Annotated in this window: 15 protein-coding genes; 7 read left to right on the forward strand and 8 right to left on the reverse strand. The window is 67.3% G+C overall.

Going from position 1 to position 16421, the window contains the following annotated elements:
• Positions 1-49 precede the first annotated feature (49 nt).
• Genes BM009_RS22485 through BM009_RS03645 form a run of 3 tightly spaced genes read left to right on the forward strand, consistent with a single transcriptional unit; the run spans position 50 to position 2620 of the window.
• Positions 50-193 (forward strand): hypothetical protein, encoded by a 144-nt coding sequence (locus BM009_RS22485; protein ID WP_175487879.1) that lies wholly within the window; start codon positions 50-52, stop codon positions 191-193.
• Positions 186-1535: a putative O-glycosylation ligase, exosortase A system-associated gene (locus BM009_RS03640; RefSeq protein ID WP_093293899.1), complete on the forward strand. Its 1350-nt coding sequence runs from the start codon at positions 186-188 to the stop codon at positions 1533-1535. The genes BM009_RS22485 and BM009_RS03640 overlap by 8 nt, the downstream gene beginning before the upstream one ends.
• The gene (locus tag BM009_RS03645) at positions 1532-2620 is read left to right on the forward strand and encodes an acyltransferase family protein (RefSeq protein ID WP_093294618.1); all 1089 of its coding nucleotides are present in this window, start codon (positions 1532-1534) and stop codon (positions 2618-2620) included. Before BM009_RS03640 ends, BM009_RS03645 begins: the two co-directional genes overlap by 4 nt.
• On the opposite strand, the gene BM009_RS03650 is transcribed toward BM009_RS03645, so the two are convergent.
• Positions 2571-3122 carry a type 1 glutamine amidotransferase domain-containing protein gene (locus tag BM009_RS03650; protein ID WP_093293901.1) on the reverse strand — a complete coding sequence of 184 codons (552 nt, stop codon included), beginning with the start codon at positions 3120-3122 and terminating at the stop codon, positions 2571-2573. The two genes, BM009_RS03645 and BM009_RS03650, sit on opposite strands and share 50 nt — an antisense overlap.
• A gap of 118 nt (positions 3123-3240) precedes the next feature.
• On the opposite strand from BM009_RS03650, the gene BM009_RS03655 reads away from it, so the two are divergent.
• Both BM009_RS03655 and BM009_RS03660 read left to right on the forward strand, forming a co-directional pair.
• Positions 3241-4257, forward strand: coding sequence for a DNA topoisomerase IB (locus tag BM009_RS03655; protein WP_093293903.1), 1017 nt, complete (start codon positions 3241-3243; stop codon positions 4255-4257).
• 9 nt (positions 4258-4266) lie between these two features.
• Positions 4267-5433, forward strand: a complete 1167-nt coding sequence (locus BM009_RS03660) for a mechanosensitive ion channel family protein (RefSeq protein WP_093293905.1) — start codon at positions 4267-4269, stop codon at positions 5431-5433.
• A 148-nt stretch (positions 5434-5581) separates the two neighbouring features.
• Here BM009_RS03660 and BM009_RS03665 read toward each other — a convergent pair whose 3' ends face one another.
• From BM009_RS03665 to BM009_RS03690, 6 genes are all read right to left on the reverse strand, one after another.
• Positions 5582-5950: a YkvA family protein gene (locus BM009_RS03665; protein ID WP_093293907.1), complete on the reverse strand. Its 369-nt coding sequence runs from the start codon at positions 5948-5950 to the stop codon at positions 5582-5584.
• Between the two features lie 41 nt (positions 5951-5991).
• Complete coding sequence (locus BM009_RS03670) at positions 5992-6471, reverse strand: pyridoxamine 5'-phosphate oxidase family protein (RefSeq protein WP_093293908.1); 480 nt, start codon at positions 6469-6471, stop codon at positions 5992-5994.
• A 46-nt stretch (positions 6472-6517) separates the two neighbouring features.
• Positions 6518-7468: a glucokinase gene (locus BM009_RS03675; RefSeq protein WP_093293910.1), complete on the reverse strand. Its 951-nt coding sequence runs from the start codon at positions 7466-7468 to the stop codon at positions 6518-6520.
• 112 nt (positions 7469-7580) lie between these two features.
• Positions 7581-8072: a DUF805 domain-containing protein gene (locus BM009_RS03680; protein WP_093293911.1), complete on the reverse strand. Its 492-nt coding sequence runs from the start codon at positions 8070-8072 to the stop codon at positions 7581-7583.
• A gap of 40 nt (positions 8073-8112) precedes the next feature.
• On the reverse strand, positions 8113-9288 hold the full coding sequence (locus tag BM009_RS03685) for an acetyl-CoA C-acyltransferase (protein WP_093293913.1): 1176 nt from the start codon (positions 9286-9288) through the stop codon (positions 8113-8115).
• A gap of 142 nt (positions 9289-9430) precedes the next feature.
• Positions 9431-9862 carry a MaoC family dehydratase gene (locus BM009_RS03690; RefSeq protein WP_093294619.1) on the reverse strand — a complete coding sequence of 144 codons (432 nt, stop codon included), beginning with the start codon at positions 9860-9862 and terminating at the stop codon, positions 9431-9433.
• 121 nt (positions 9863-9983) lie between these two features.
• On the opposite strand from BM009_RS03690, the gene putA reads away from it, so the two are divergent.
• Positions 9984-13025, forward strand: a complete 3042-nt coding sequence (gene putA / locus BM009_RS03695; RefSeq protein WP_093293914.1) for a bifunctional proline dehydrogenase/L-glutamate gamma-semialdehyde dehydrogenase PutA — start codon at positions 9984-9986, stop codon at positions 13023-13025.
• 212 nt (positions 13026-13237) lie between these two features.
• On the opposite strand, the gene BM009_RS03700 is transcribed toward putA, so the two are convergent.
• The gene (locus tag BM009_RS03700; RefSeq protein WP_093293916.1) at positions 13238-14470 is read right to left on the reverse strand and encodes a polyhydroxyalkanoate depolymerase; all 1233 of its coding nucleotides are present in this window, start codon (positions 14468-14470) and stop codon (positions 13238-13240) included.
• 154 nt (positions 14471-14624) lie between these two features.
• On the opposite strand from BM009_RS03700, the gene BM009_RS03705 reads away from it, so the two are divergent.
• Positions 14625-16400 (forward strand): ABC transporter transmembrane domain-containing protein, encoded by a 1776-nt coding sequence (locus BM009_RS03705; protein ID WP_093293918.1) that lies wholly within the window; start codon positions 14625-14627, stop codon positions 16398-16400.
• Positions 16401-16421: the final 21 nt, after the last annotated feature.

The raw sequence follows: 16421 nt of genomic DNA on the forward strand, positions 1-16421 counted from the left end.
CGTCAACTGCGCCTGCGCTAGGAGGGGCGCGGAAGGAACGGCCCGCCCGATGATCGACAATCTCTCGCTTGCGCTCACCCATGGGCTGATGCTGCTCGCGGCCTTCCTGCTGCTCCGCCGACCGGATCTCGACCGCGAGGACGCCGCGCCCCGGGAAAAGAAGCGCGGGCGCTGGGGCAAGCCCGGTGCGTGACTATGTCTTCGTCCTGTTCCTGGCGACGCTGTTCGGCAGCGGCTTTCGCAAGCCGTTCCTGTTCGTGCTGGTCTATGCCTATATCGACATCGTCGCCCCCCAGCGGCTGACCTATCTCCTGCTCAATTCCCTGCCGATCTCGGCGATGGCGGCGGCGCTGGCGCTGGGCGGGTTCCTGCTGTTCGACGACAAGCGCGACGTGCGGGTGGCGCCCCGCCAGCTGCTGATCGTGGCGCTGATCGGCTATTGCGGCTTCACCACGCTGCACGCCGACTTCCCGGTCGAGGCCAGCGACAAATGGGACTGGGTGTGGAAGGCGCTGGCCTTCGCCGCCTTCCTGCCGCTTACCCTGCGCACCCGGCTGCGGATCGAGGCGCTGCTGCTGTTCATGGTGCTGTCGGCCAGCTCGATCATCATCGTCGGCGCGATCAAGACCATCATTTCCGGCGGCGGCTATGGCGAGCTGAACCTGATGGTATCGAACAATTCGGGGCTGTACGAGGGCAGCACCATCTCCACCGTCGCGATCGCCATCCTGCCGCTGATCCTGTGGTTCACCCGCCACGGCACGCTCTTCGCGCCCGACTGGCGGATGAAGGCCTTCGCCTATGCGCTGTGCTTCGCCTGCCTGCTGATCCCGATCGGCACCTCGACGCGCACCGGGCTGCTGTGCATCGGGCTGGTCGCGCTGCTGATGCTGCGGGACAGCCAGAAGAAGCTGCTGTATCTCGGCTGCGTGGGGGCGATGGCGCTGGCGGCCCTCCCCTTCCTGCCCTCCGCCTTCACCGAGCGGATGGGGACGATCAAGACCTATCAGGGCGATGCCTCCGCCTCCACGCGCCTCGCCGTGTGGCAATGGACGATGGACTATGCCCGCAGCCATCCGCTGGGCGGCGGGTTCGAGGCCTATCGCCAGAACCAGATCCGCTACGAGAAGGTGGCAGTGGAAGACCAGGGTGGCGTGGCGGTGGTCGATCGCTCGCTGGAGGTCGACAAGGCGCGCGCTTATCACAGCGCCTATTTCGAGATGCTGGGCGAACAGGGCTATCCCGGCCTCGCGCTGTGGCTGCTGATCAACCTGTCCGGGCTGTTCCGCATGGAGGTGCTGCGCCGCCGCTATGCCCGCGCCGAGGGTGACGAGTCCTGGATCGCGCCGCTCGCCGCCGCGCTGCAGAACGGGCATATCGTCTACCTGCTCGGCGCGGCGTTCGTGGCGATCGCCTTTCAGCCCTTCATCTACATGCTGATCGGCGCGCAGATCGGGCTCGACACCTATTGCGCCCGCAAGCGTGCGGCGGCGGACTGGCGACCGCTGCGCCAGGCGCGCGCCGCCGCCGCATGAGCGGGCGGGCAGAGCTGCGTGCGCTTACCTCCGCGCGGGGCGTCGCTGCGTGGTGGGTGGTGCTCTACCACCTGCGCGGCGCGCTCGCCGACCTGCCCGCGGCAGCCCAGGCCCTGGTCGCCAAGGGCTATCTTGCGGTCGACTTCTTCTTTCTGCTGTCCGGCTTCGTGCTCGCCTTCGGTTATGGCGAGCGCCTGCACGGCGGTGGGCGCCCCGCCATTCTGGACTTCTTGCGGCGACGGATCGCGCGAATCTGGCCGCTCCACGCGGCGATGCTCGGGGTCGCGCTGCTGCTCGCCCTCCTGCTGCGAACCACCGGCCATGCCACGCAGCAGTTTCCGATGGCCGAGCTGCCCGCGCACCTGCTGCTAGTGCAAGCCTGGGGCTTCACCAACCCGCTTTGCTGGAACGATCCCGCCTGGTCGATCTCCTGCGAGCTGATGGCCTATCTGCTCTTTCCGCTATGGGTCGTCACCATCGACTGGCGCCGCCGACGCGCCGTCACCCTGATCGCGATCCTCGCGGCGTTGTTCGCGCTGCTGCACGGCGTCTTCGTCCTGCGCGGTGCAACGGAGCTGGGCCAGGATCTTCAGAATGTCGGCCTGATCCGCTGCGTGCTGGAGTTCACGGCCGGTGCCATGTTGTATGCGCTGTGGAACCGCCAGCGGGCAGAGCGCCCCGGGCACAATGCCTTGGCTATAGCGGCGATGCTTGCAGCCGCCTGGGCTGCCGGAATGCCGGAAACCGCGGTGGCACCGGCCCTGCTGGCGGCGATCTTATGGGCACTGGCAACCGCGTCCGGGCAGCGCGGCAATGCGCTGGAAGGCGCGCTGCTCCACCGCCTCGGCGAGATCAGCTACGCCACCTATCTCAGCCACTTCCTGCTGTGGTTCGCCTTCAAGCTCGCCTTTGTCCGCACCGCGACGATCGGCTGGCCACTCGCGGCGCTGTACTTGGTGCTGGTCCTCGCCGCGTCGGTGGCGCTCCACCGCTGGGTGGAGCGCCCCGCACAGCGCTGGATCAACGCCCTCGGGTTCAGGCCGGGGCGGTCACGTCTTCCAACGCGGCGATCACCGCGCGGTTGAAGGCGGGGATATCGTCGGGCTTGCGGCTGGTGATCAGGTTCCCGTCGCTCACCACTTCCTCGTCGACCACATCGGCGCCGGCGTTGGCAAGATCGGTGCGGATCGACGGCCAGCTGGTCAGCCGGCGCCCGGCGACCACATCGGCTTCGGCGAGCAGCCACGGCGCATGGCAGATCGCCGCGACCAGCCGCTTCGAATCCATGAAATTGCGGGCGATCTCGACCGCCTTCTCGTTCATCCGCAGCTTGTCCGGATTGCCGACACCGCCCGGCAGCACCAGCGCGTCGAACTGATCGAGCTCGACCTGGTCGAGCGTCGTGTCCGGCGTGATGCTCTTGCCCTTCTCGCCGCCGCTTTCGCCGGTGATCGGATCGGTCTTGATCGAGGCGAGCGTCACCTGCGCGCCGGCATCGAGCAGCGCCTGGCGCGGTTCGAACAGCTCCGACTCCTCGAAGCCGTCGGTGGCGAGCATCAGCACCCGCGCATTCTGGAGATTGGCCATGGGGGCATCCTTTCCCGTCATTCGAATTATGCCTGGCCAACCCGGAGCCCCTGCCCCTTGTTCCGGAACGAATTGTTGCTGCGGCGCATTTGCCTAGGCTCTGCCCCAAGGAACCGCGATGGACAGCGCCGACATCGTCTATGTCGAAGACCAGGCCCCCGGCATCACCCGGCGCAAGATGCGCCATGGCTGGGGCTATTTCGACGCGGACGGCACCCGCATCACCGACCGCGACGAGATCGACCGGCTCAACGCCATCGGCCTGCCGCCCGCCTATGAGAACGCCTGGTTCTGCCCCGATCCGAACGGCCATATCCAGGCAACCGGCTATGACGTGAAGGGCCGCAAGCAATATCGCTACCACAATGGCTTTCGAGAGGCGCAGGAGGCGGCGAAGTACGATCGCTGCGGGATGTTCGGCGAGCGCCTGCCCCGCCTCCGTCGCAAGGTGGAGAGCGATCTCCGGCTGCGCGGGCTGTGCAAGGACAAGGCGGTGGCCGCCGTCGTCCGCCTGCTCGACCTCGGCTCGATCCGTGTCGGCAACGAGACCTATGCGCAGGAGAACAAGAGCTTCGGCGCCACCACGCTGCGCAAGCGCCACGTGAAGGTCGCCGGCGGCACGCTCAAGCTCCAGTTCCGCGCCAAGTCCGGCAAGCTGCGGGTGATGACGGTGACCGACAAGTCGCTCAGCCGCTTCGTCAAGCGCTGCCAGGATCTGCCCGGCCAGAACCTGTTCCGCTGGATCGACGACGCGGGCGAGGCGCACCCCGTCACCTCCAGCGACGTGAACGCCTATATCCGCGAGGCGATGGGCGAGCATTTCAGCGCCAAGCATTTCCGCACCTGGGGGGCGAGCGTGATCGCCTTCCGCACGCTGGCGCAGGCCGAGGACTATGTCGGCCTGAAGACGCTGCTGGAACCGGTCACCGAGGCGCTGGGCAACACCCCCGCCATCGCCCGCAAATCCTATGTCCATCCGCGGCTGATCGAGCTTGCGCGCGACAAGCCGGGGCAGGCGCTGTTCCGTGCCGGCTTGCGCCTGCCCCGCACGACACAGTACCTCGACCGCTACGAACGCGGCCTGATCGTCTTCCTGGAGACCGATCCGGCCGAACAGCCCGCCAAGGCAGCCTGACGAGACCCGATGCTGATCACCGCACGCACCAAGCCGACCCATTTCGAAAGCCAGCTCAAGGCGTTCATCGGCGACACGCCCGACTGGATCGCCGATCACTGGCTGAGCATACTGGTCGCGATCGGCATCGCGGTCGGCATTGCGCTGTTCCTCCACACGCTGCGCTCCTGGGGCATGCGGCTGTGCCGGAACAGCGATGGCAACGGCGCCAACTGGTACACGATCTTTGGCCGCACGATTTCGCGGACCAACAATTTCTTCATCGTGATGACCGCGATCCGGCTCGTGGTGAACGTCGCCGAGACACCACCGCTGCTCGACAAGACGATCACCTTCCTGTTCACGATCGCGGTCACCTTCCAGGTCGCGATCTGGATCCGCGAGGTAATCTTCGGGCTAATCGAGCATCGCACCCGCGGCGATAGCCCCAGCGAAAGCCTGGCGAGCGCCGTCGGCATCATCCGCCTGCTCATCTCGATCGCGCTGTTCGCCATCGCGCTGGTGATGGTGCTCGGCAATGTCGGGGTGAACGTGACCGGCCTGATCGCCGGTCTGGGCGTCGGCGGCATCGCCATCGGTCTTGCCGCGCAAGGCATCTTCGGCGACCTGATCGCGGCGCTCTCAATCCTGTTCACCCGCCCCTTCCGCGTCGGCGACAACATCAAGTTCGACCAGACCAGCGGCACGGTGGCCGAAATCGGCCTCAAGTCCACCCGTGTCCGCTCGTTCGACGGCGAGATGCACATCATCTCGAACCGTCAGCTGCTCGACAAGGAACTGCAGAACCTCACCGATCGCACGCGCATCCGGCTGCCGTTCAAGATCGGCGTGGCGTACGAAACGCCGCCGGAGAAGCTGGAAAAGCTGCACGACATCTTCAAGGAGATCGTCGAGGCGAACGGCGCGACCGCGGTGCGCAACGGCTTTTCGGGATTCGGCGACAGCTCGATCGATTATGAGCTGATTGCCGAGGTCGCGACCGGCAGCTGGGACGTTGGCCACCCCACTCGCGACCGCATCCTGATCGGCATCGTCCGCCGGCTGGCGGACGAGGGGATCAGCATCCCCTACCCGACCCAGACCACCTACACCGCGGCCCCCGACGGGCGGATCATCATGCCCTATCCGGAGGTGACGCCGGTGATGCGCGTCGACAAGGAAGACGGCGAGCGCTGAGGGGCCGCCCCTGCGCTATCCGCCGTCATCCCCGCGAAGGCGGGGATCCATTGGCGCTGAATCGTCGGTTCCAGCCCCCAGCGTCCTGGCAAATGGATTCCCGCCTTTGCGGGAATGACGAAGTTGGAGGGATGAGGCGATCAAATCCTCAATCATACTTCGTCACCAGCCAGCTCCACACGCTCCACGCCAGCAGCGCCCATACCCCCAGCACGATGGCAATCCCGCCCCAGCTCACCGGTCGGTGGCTCGCTTCTTCGGCCGCCGCACGGTGCTCGGCGAACTGCTCGGCCGGGATCAGCCGCTCGAACAGCCATACGCCCAGCGGGATCAGGATGGCGTCATCGACCAGCCCGAGCACGGGGATGAAATCGGGGATCAGGTCGATCGGCGACAACGCATATGCCGCGACCAATATGCCAACGATCCGCGCAGCCAGGGGCGTACGCGGATCGCGGATGGCGAGCCATACGGCATGCGCCTCGGTGCGGACGCGGTGTGCGAGCGAAGGACCCATGTCCCTGAATCGCGCGGCCGCGTCCGCAGGTCAATGTGGGTTCAGCGCTCCGCGGTCGTCTCGACCTTGGCGTGGCTGCCGGTCTCGTCCGACTTGATCGTGCCGCCAAACAGCATCTTCACCTTCCCGGTGAGCGACATATCGGTCTCCCACAGCTCGGCATCGTCGATGTCGACGCGGAGCAGCGCGAGATTCGGGTCCTGCTTGCCGCCCGGAAACCAGGCCTCGACCTGGCTGTTCCACAGCTTGTCGATCATCGCGAAGTCGTTGTCGACGCGCGCGGTGCCGGAGAGGCAGGCGAAGAAGTCATGCCCCTTGGACACGAACTGGAGCATCGCCTTGCCGCCCTGGGCCATGCGATTGTCCTTGCCGATGAAGAAGAAGATCGTGTCGACCTGATCCTCGTCAAGCTGCGCGGTCAGCGGTTCGCTGTGCTGGCCGTCCTGCAGGCCCGCCATCATGAAGGGGCTGTCCGCCAGCTTGGACCAGAAATGCTTCTTCAGTTCGACCTTGTCGGCCATGATCGTCTCCCGAGTTTGGATACCTGCGGGTAACGTGCAGGTCCGCTCAGGCGTTCCGGATCGCAGCGGCGGCGCCGATCAGTTCGAGGTCGGCGCGGTTGACCAGTGCCACCGGGGTTTCGGCAAGCTGGCGGCGAAAGGCGGTGCGCGCCTCCATCCGCCTGCGGAAGCCCGGCTGCTTCAGTTGCGGCTCCAGCGCGCGGGCGATCGCGCCGGTGAGGAACACGCCGTCCCACGCATCGAAGGTCAGCGCCAGATCGCCGACGAACGCGCCGAGATGCTCGACGAACATGCGCACCACCGCGCCGGCGATCGGATCTCGGCCGGCATTGCGGGTCACATCCTCGGGCGCGGGCAGCCGCTTGCCGCCGGACAGCGCCTCATAGGCCAGCAGCAGCCCGTTGGCGCTGAGCAGCGTCTCGACCTCGACCAGCCCGCCGCGCGCCTTGCAGAAGGTGGCGAACCGCTCCTCGTCGCCGTTCTGGGGCGCGAAGCCGATATGCCCTGCCTCGCTCTGCACAGGCACATGGCGGCCATCGGCGCTGATCAGCGCCGCGACGCCGAGGCCGGTGCCGACGCCGATAACGGCGTAATTGCCGCCCGGGGTGATCGGCTTGGGCGCCGCACCGGGGAGCGCAGTAAACGTTGTCGGCGGCAACCGCGTGAGCGCAAGCGCATTGGCGGCGCATTCGTTGAGCGCGACCGGCTTTTCGCGCAGCACCGCCTCCACGCCCGCCAGCGAGATGTACCAGCGGCTGCCGGTGAGATTGATCAGGTCGCCCCGCACCGCGCCTGCGACTGCGAGCACGCTGGGCAGTCGCGCATCGCGCAGGCCCACGCCGGAAAGATACGCCACCAGGGCGCTGGTAAAGGTCTGATGGTCGGCGTTGGAAAAGCGCTTGATCTCGCGCGGCTCGGCGTCGTCGCCGCCGCCGGTCAGGCCGAAGCGAACCGATTGTCGGCCGATATCGGCCACCAGCGCCACGCCATCTTCCATCGAGCCCTCTCTCCCCTGCCGGCTTCTTCTCGAAACTCGGACAGGCGATATCGCTAACAATGGTTACCGTAGCAATAAATAAGCGACGATTAGTGTGCTTTACGCACCCATTTCACGCGGCGCGCGGGTCCGCACCGAAACGATTGGCGCCGATCGCCGGGGACCAATAGAGCGCGACTGCCAGGATCGCGAGCGCGACTTGCCCCGCCAGCGGCAGCATCGGCACGCCGGGATGCAGGCCGATCGCCACCTGGGTGCGGTCCAGATCCCCCGCCACGCCGATCGCCGCGAGCAGCAACCCGGGGATCGCCGGCAGACCGACATCGTGCAGCCGCCGCACGATCAGCCCGATCAGCGGCACGAACAGCAGCAGCGCCAGCGCCTCCTCCACCGCCACGCGGCGCCAGAAGACGGTGACGCCCAGCGCCGTCGGCGGATGGAGGAAATGGAAGCCGAGGAACAGCAGCAGCTCGCCGATCGCAATCAGGATCAGCGCGCTGGTCAGCTCGCTGCGGGTCGAGCGGCCGTGGAACACGAAGCTCTGGCCGATGGCGCGGAGGCCGTTCCGCAGCGACACCCCGTCGCGATAGCTGGCTGCTGTCATGGAGGGAGGGTGCAGCGCGCCGCACCCTCCGGTCAAGTAGTTACAGCGTCTCGAAAAGACCCGCTGCACCCATGCCGCCGCCGATGCACATGGTGACGACGACGTACTTCGCGCCGCGGCGCTTGCCTTCGATCAGTGCATGGCCGGTCATCCGCGCGCCCGACATGCCATAGGGATGGCCGATCGAGATTGCCCCGCCGTTGACGTTGAGCAGCTCGTTGGGGATGCCCAGCTTGTCGCGGCAGTAGAGCACCTGCACCGCGAACGCCTCGTTGAGCTCCCACAGGCCGATATCGTCCATCTTCAGATTGAAGCGCTCGAGCAGCTTGGGGATGGCATAGACCGGGCCGATGCCCATCTCGTCGGGCTTGGTGCCCGCCACCGCCATGCCGATATAGCGGCCCAGCGGCGTGAGCCCGCGCTTCTCGGCGAGCTTCTCCTCCATCAGCACCGCGGCCGAAGAACCGTCCGACAGCTGGCTGGCATTGCCCGCGGTGACGGTGCCGTTCGGGACCACCGGCTGCAGCGCCTGCAGGCCTTCCAGCGTCGTCTCGGGGCGATTGCCCTCGTCCTTGGAAAGCGTGATCTCCTTCTGCGAGACTTCCTTGGTCTCCTTGTTGACCAGGTTCATCGTCGCGGTGACGGGCACGATCTCGTCGTCGAACTTGCCCGCTGCCTGCGCGGCGGCGGTGCGCTGCTGCGACTGGAGCGCATAGGCGTCGCATGCGTCACGGCCGATGCCGTAGCGCGCGGCGACCACTTCGGCGGTCTGGAGCATCGGCACATAGGTATCGTTGTGCATCGCGATCAGCGAGCGATCGGGTTCGACGCGCATCTGCGGGGTTTGGACGATGCTGATCGATTCCACGCCGCCGCCCAGGGTGATGTCCATATTGTCGACGACGATCTGCTTGGCGGCGGTGGCGATCGCCATCAGGCCGGAGGCGCACTGGCGGTCGATCGACATGCCCGGCACTTCCACCGGAAGGCCGGCGCGGAGCAGCGCAAGGCGGGCGATGTTGGGCGCCTGGCTGCCCTGCTGGAGCGCGGCACCGAACACGACGTCGTCGACCTGGCCCGGCTCGATGCCCGCCCGCTCGACCGCGGCGCGGATCGCGTGCGCGCCCAGCGTCGGGGCCGGCGTGGCGTTGAACGCCCCGCGATAGGCCCGGCCGATGCCCGTGCGGGCGGTGGAAACGATGACTGCGGAGCGCATAGGGTTCCTCTCTTCTGAATTCTTAAGCCCCTCCCCTTCAGGGGAGGAGTTTGGGGTGGGGCACTTTCTAACAGCGAAGGGCTGGCGGATCGCTCATCCCCCACCCCCAACCCCTCCCCTGAAGGGGAGGGGCTACGTTGCGTTACGTGTACACCAGCGCGATCCACTCGGCGATTACCGCCGGCTTCTCCTCGCCTTCGATCTCGAGCTGATATTCCTGCACCTGTTCCCAGACGCCGGGCTGCCGCTCGACGAACTTCTTCAGCGTGAACCGCCCGCGCACCCGTTTGCCCGAGCGAACCGGGGTGAGGAACCGCACCTTGTTCCCCCCATAGTTCACGCCCATCCGCGCGCCTTCGATGGCGGGCGCATCGGTGCGCGCCGCCAGCACCGGCATCAACGACAGCGAGAGGAAGCCATGCGCGATCGTGCCGCCGAACGGTGTCTCGGCCGCGCGCACGGGATCGACATGGATGAACTGGTGGTCGCCCGTCGCTTCCGCGAACTGGTCGATCATCGCCTGGGTGACCTCCACCCAGTCCGAGACATGCTCGGCGCCGATCCGTTCGGCCATCGCCTGCGGGGTGAGGGTCGCCGCCAACACTATCCTCTCGCGTAATTATCTTTCATAGGCACGCCATATCTAGTGGGGCCACCCGCCTCCCTGCAAGCTTTAGCCGACCGGAAACTGGAAAATGCCGACTGCCGTACCGTCACACCACCGCGAATTGATGGCCAAGCTGCACCGCGCGGCCGAACCCGATGTTCTAAAACCGCTTCTGGAGCGCGCGCGACTCACGCCCGATTCGCGCGAGCGGGTGATGGATCATGCCCTGGCGGCGCTGGCGGACCTGCGCGCGGCGCAGACCCGCGGCTGGGTGAACCAGTTCCTCCAGGAATATCGGCTCAACTCGTCCGAGGGCGTCGCGCTGCTCAGCCTCGCCGAGGCTTTCCTGCGCGTCCCCGATCCCGAGACCGCCGACCTGCTGATCGCCGACAAGCTGGGCGATGCCGACTGGAAGGCGCATTCGGGCAAGTCGAACTCGGTGCTGGTGAACTCCGCCACCTGGGGCCTGATGCTCGGCCGCGCGCTGGTCGGCGACGAGAAGACCGGGGCGCTCCGCCGGCTGATCTCGCGCGCCGGCGAGCCCTTCGTCCGCCAGGCGGTGGGCGCGGCGATGAAGCGAATGGGCGAGGTCTTCGTGATGGGTCGCACCATCGACGAGGCGATGAAGCGGATGAAGAAGCCGGAGAATAAGGGCTTCACCGCCAGCTTCGACATGCTGGGCGAGGCGGCGCGGACCAAGGCCGATGCCGAACGCTATTTCCAGGCCTATTTCGAGGCGATCCGCGCGGTCGGCCGCGATCCCAAGGCGGGGCATTCGATCTCGGTGAAGCTCTCCGCGCTCCACCCGCGCTACGAAGTCGCGCAATATGATCGCTGCGTGCCGGAACTCACCGACATGCTGGCGCAGCTGGCCTCGGAATCGGCGGCGCAGGGCATCCCGCTCACCGTCGACGCCGAGGAGAGCGAGCGGCTGGAGATGAGCCTCGACATCATCGGCTCGGTCGCGCGGCGGCCGGAGCTGAAGGGCTGGAACGGCTTCGGCATGGCGGTGCAGGCCTATGGCAAGCGCGCCCGCGCGGTGATCGGCTGGGCCGACGATCTCGGCCGCCCGATGCACGTCCGGCTGGTCAAGGGCGCCTATTGGGACAGCGAGATCAAGCGCACCCAGGTGGAAGGCCTGTCCGACTATCCGCTGTTCACCCGCAAGGCGGCGACCGACGTCTCCTACCTTGCCTGCGCGCGCGACATGCTTGCGGCGGAAAACATCGTGCCGGCCTTCGCGAGCCATAATGCGCTGACCGTCGCCACCATCCTCGACTGGGCCGGCAACAGCCGCGACTTCGAGTTCCAGCGCCTCCACGGCATGGGCGAAGGCCTGTACGAGCGGCTGGTCAACGAACAAGGCTATCACTGCCGCATCTACGCGCCGGTGGGCGGGCATCGCGACCTGCTGGCCTATCTCGTCCGCCGCCTGCTCGAGAATGGCGCGAACTCCAGCTTCGTCCACCAGCTTGCCGACGAGCAGCTGAGCGAAGCGGAACTGCTCGCCGATCCGGTGGAGAAGATCGCGGCGGTGGGCGGCACGCGGCACCCGAGCATTCCGTTGCCGGTGGAATTGTTTGGTGCGTGGAAGAATTCGGGCGGGATCGATCTCGCCGAGCGGACGGTGCTGGCGGATACCGCGATGGCCATCCAGCAAAAGCCCCTCCCCTTCAGGGGAGGGGTTGGGGTGGGGCCTGTAGCCTCAAGCGAAGGACTCGCTCCCAGCTCAGCCCCCACCCCCAACTCCTCCCCTGAAGGGGAGGGGCTTGTACGTGGTGCCATCGACCGCGCAACCGCCGCCTTCCCCGGCTGGTCCGCCACCCCGCTCGCCACCCGCGCCGCGATCCTCGAGCGCCTTGCCGACCTGCTCGAGGAGAACCGCATCGAGCTGATGGCGCTGGCCGTGAAGGAGGCCTTCAAGACCCTCCCCGACGCGCTCGGCGAAGTCCGCGAAGTTGCCGATTTCTGCCGCTACTACGCCCTCCAGGCCCGCACCGGCCTCGCCCCGATCACCCTTCCCGGGCCGACGGGCGAGCGCAACGAACTGCGCATGGAAGGTCGCGGCGTCTGGGCGACGATCGCGCCGTGGAACTTCCCGCTGGCGATCTTCCTCGGCCAGACCGCGGCGGCGCTCGTCGCGGGCAACGCCGTGGTCGCCAAGCCCGCGCCGCAGACGCCGGAGATCGCCCGCGCCGCCGTGCGCCTCGCGCATCAGGCGGGCGTGCCGGAGGACGCGCTGGTGCTGGTGACCGGCGGGCCGGAAGTAGGCGCCGCGCTCACGTCCGATCCGCGCATCGCCGGCGTGGCGTTCACCGGCTCGACGCCGACCGCCAAGAAGATCGCTGCGTCGCTGCTCGAAGGCGAGGATCGCCCGCTGGTGCCGCTGATTGCGGAGACCGGCGGCATCAACGCGATGGTCGTCGATTCCACCGCGCTGCCCGAACAGGTGGTGGCCGACGTGCTCACCTCGGCCTTCCGCTCGGCGGGGCAGCGCTGCTCGGCGCTGCGCCTGCTGCTGCTGCAGGAGGAGATCGCCGAGGGCGTGATCGAGATGCTGCGCGGCGCGATGGAATTGCTGATCCTCGGCGACCCCGCCGATCCGCGCACCGATATCGGCCCGGTGATCGACCAGGCGGCCTATGACAAGCTGATGGCCTATCGCGACAGCGCCAAGGCCCAGTGGATCAAGACCGTGCCGGTGCCTGCCACCGGGCTGTTCGTGCCGCCGACGATGATCCGCATCGACCGCCCGGAAGACCTGACCCGCGAATGGTTCGGCCCGATCCTCCACGTCGCCACCTGGAAGGCGGGCACGCTGGGCGAGACGGTGGCACGGGTGAACGCCAAGGGCTTCGGCCTTACCATGGGCCTGCACAGCCGCATCGCGCGCTCGGCCGAGCTGGTTGAGGCGGAGGCGCGCGTCGGCAACCTGTACATCAACCGCTCGATGATCGGCGCGGTAGTAGGCTCGCAGCCCTTTGGCGGCGAGGGCCTATCGGGCACCGGCCCCAAGGCGGGCGGCCCGCACTATCTGCACCGCTTCTGCGCGGAGCGGGCGGTGTCGGTGGATACCACCAGCGCCGGCGGCAACGCGACGCTGCTCAGCCTGGACGAAGGGGGGATTTGAGGCCGCCGATCCCATCCTCCCTCGTGGGGGGATGGGGCAGACCGCCCACACATCAACCGTCATTCCCGCGAAGGCGGGAATCCATTTGCCAGGACGTTCGGGGAAAGAACCGCGGCTTCAGCGCCAATAGATCCCCGCCTTCGCGGGGATGACGGTGTATTTTCTGGGTAGCTACGGCCCTCTCCCCGGTGGGGAGAGGGTTGGCAATCGGCTCACCCGCCGTGCGTGGCCATCCACTGCTCGACGACCGGCGCGATGCGGTTGCGCCACTTGGAGCCGTTGAAGATGCCATAATGGCCAACGCCTTCGGCCAGATGATATTGCTTGTGCGATTCCGGCAGCTTGGTCGCGATGGTCAGCGCCGCCTTGGTCTGGCCGATGCCGGAGATGTCGTCGCGCTCGCCCTCGATCGCGAGGATGCCGATGTCGGTGATCGCTGCCGGATCGACCTTGCGGCCGCGATGCAGCATCTCGCCCTTGGGCAGCGCATGCGTCTGGAACACGGTGGCGATCGTCTGAAGGTAGAATTCGGCGGTCATGTCGCAGACCGAGCGATATTCCTCGTAGAACTTCATCGTGGAATCGGCGCTCTCGTCGTCGCCCTGGACGAGATGCTTGAACATCTCCCAGTGCGAAATGAGATGGTTGCCGAGGTTCATCGTCATGAAGCCGGCGAGCTGCAGGAAGCCCGGATACACCTTCCGGCCCGCGCCCGCGTAGGTCATCGGCACCGTGGCGATGACGTTGTGCTCGAACCAGCTGTACGGCCGCTCGGTCGCCAGCGTGTTGACCGCGGTCGGCGCCTCGCGCGTATCGATCGGGCCGCCCATCATGGTGAGCGTCGCCGGGCGATTGGGATGGTTGTCCGCGCTCATCACCGCCGCGGCGGCATAGCAGGGCACCGAGGGCTGGCACACCGCCAGCATGTGCGGACGCGGTGCGCCCTCGGCGCCGATATGCGCCAGGAAGTCGATCACGTAATCGACATAGTCGTCGAGGTCGAAGCGGCCCTCGCTGGTCGGCACCAGCTTCGCATCACGCCAGTCGGTGATGTAGACGTCGGCCACCGGCAGCATCCGCTGCACCGTGCCGCGCAGCAGCGTGGCATAGTGGCCGGACATCGGCGCGACGATCAGCAGCTTCGGGCCGCCCTCGACGCCGTCGCGCACGAAGCGCTTGAGCTGGCCGAACGGCTTGCGCAGCACGATCTCTTCGCGCACCTCCACCCGGCGGCCGTCGATCTCGGTGAAGTCGAGCGCGAAGTCCGGCTTGCCGCGCGGCGCCGAGGCGTGCGCGAACACTTCCAGCGCGGAGGCCATCACTGGTCCGCCGCCAAAATAGGCAAACGGATTGGCCGGATTGTTGAGCAGGCCGGCGCCAAAATTGGCCAGAGCACTCGCGCCTGCGAGCATAGAACGTTGGAATTCGTAAGCGTCGTACAGCATAAAATTCCTTCCCCGTGCCCCGATCCCTGCAGCGGGGGTTGTCTTACCACTCATATAGACGGCGGCGTTGTGCGTCGCAACGTCGTACCTATGCGGAACCGAGAGAAGCGGAGGTGGTTCCCCTGCCCCGCGAACCGCGCTAGTCGCTGTTACCATGGCCGACACGACCCCGCCGCCGCCACGCCGCAAGCTCAGCAGCCTGCTCGTCATCTGGCAGTTCACCCGCCGCTATCCGCTGCAGATCGTCATCGCGTCGATTGCGCTGGTAACCTCGTCGCTGGCCACGCTGTGGATCCCGCGGACCTTCCAGAAGATCGTCGACAACGGCTTCGCCAAGGGGGTCGATACCAGCCGCATCGGCGTCTATTTCGAGGGACTGCTGGGCGTGATCCTGCTGCTGTCGGTGGCGACGGCGATCCGCTTCTTCTTCATCTCCTGGGTGGCGGAGCGGACCGTGGCGGACCTTCGCGTTGCAGTGCACCGCAATCTGCTGCGCCTGCCGCCGAAATGGTTCGAGGAAAACCGTCCCTCGGAAATCGCCTCGCGACTCACCTCCGATACCGCGCTGGTCGAGCAGGTGGTCGGCTCCACCGTGTCGATCGCGCTGCGCAACCTGCTGACCGGCATCGGCGGGGTGATCTATCTGTTCGTGCTGTCGCCCAAGATCGCCGCCTATCTGATCGTCGGCATGCCGCTCACTGTGCTGCCGATCGTCTGGCTGGGCGGACGGGTGCGGCAATATTCGCGGGCGAGCCAGGATCGGGTGGCCGATATCGGCGCGATCGCCTCCGAAACGCTGGGGGCGATGCGGATCGTCCAGGCCTTCGGGCAGGAGGGCCGCGAGAGCCAGCGCTTCCAGGACGCCGTGGTGCGCAGCTTCGCCGCCGCGCAGAAGCGCTTCGCCCTCCGCGCGATCATGACCGCGCTGGTGATCGGCCTGCTGTTCACCGCGATCACGCTGATCATGTGGGATGCGGTGTCGGGCGTCGCCGCCGGGCAGATCAGCGGCGGCGCGATCACCGCCTTCGTCATCACCGCGGGCCTGGTCACCGGATCGTTCGGCGCGCTCACCGAAGTCTATGGCGACCTGCTCCGCGCCTCGGGCGCCGCGAGCCGGCTCGCCGAGCTGCTCCAGCAGGAGTCGGACATCGCGCCACCGGCCAACCCGGTCGCGCTGCCCAGCCCGGCCGAGGGCGCAATCGCGTTCGACGCCGTCACCTTCCGCTACCCGACGCGGCCCGAAGTCTCGGCGCTGCAGGACTTCTCGCTGTTCGTGGCGCCCGGCGAGACGGTCGCGGTGGTCGGCCCCTCGGGCGCCGGCAAGTCGACGCTGTTCCAGCTGCTCCAGCGCTTCTACGATCCCGAAAGCGGCGAGATCCGGGTCGATGGCGTCGCCATCCCCAAGGCCGATCCGGCCGACGTCCGCGCCCGCATCGCAATGGTGCCGCAGGAAACGGTTATCTTCGCCGCCAGCGCCCGCGACAATCTCCGCTACGGGGCATGGGAAGCGGGCGACGATGCGATCTGGGCCGCGGCCGAGGCGGCCAACGCCGCCGAGTTCCTGCGCAACCTGCCGAACGGGCTGGACACCTTCCTCGGCGAGGGCGGCGCGCGGCTTTCGGGCGGCCAGCGCCAGCGGCTCGCCATTGCCCGCGCCCTGCTTCGCGACGCGCCGATCCTGCTGCTCGACGAGGCGACCAGCGCGCTGGATGCCGAGAGCGAGAAGCTGGTGCAGGACGCGCTCGAGCACCTGATGCAGGGCCGCACCACACTGGTGATCGCCCACCGCTTGGCGACGGTGCGCGCGGCAGGACGGATCATCGTGATGGACGGCGGACGGATCGTCGAGACGGGCACCCATGCCGAGCTGGTGGCGCAAGGCGGGCTCTACGCCCGGCTGGCGGCGCTGCAGTTCAACGAAGCCGCTTAGCCCACCAACACCATGAGCATT

This window comes from Sphingomonas sp. NFR04 (assembly GCF_900114095.1).
Taxonomy (GTDB): Bacteria; Pseudomonadota; Alphaproteobacteria; order Sphingomonadales; family Sphingomonadaceae; genus Sphingomonas.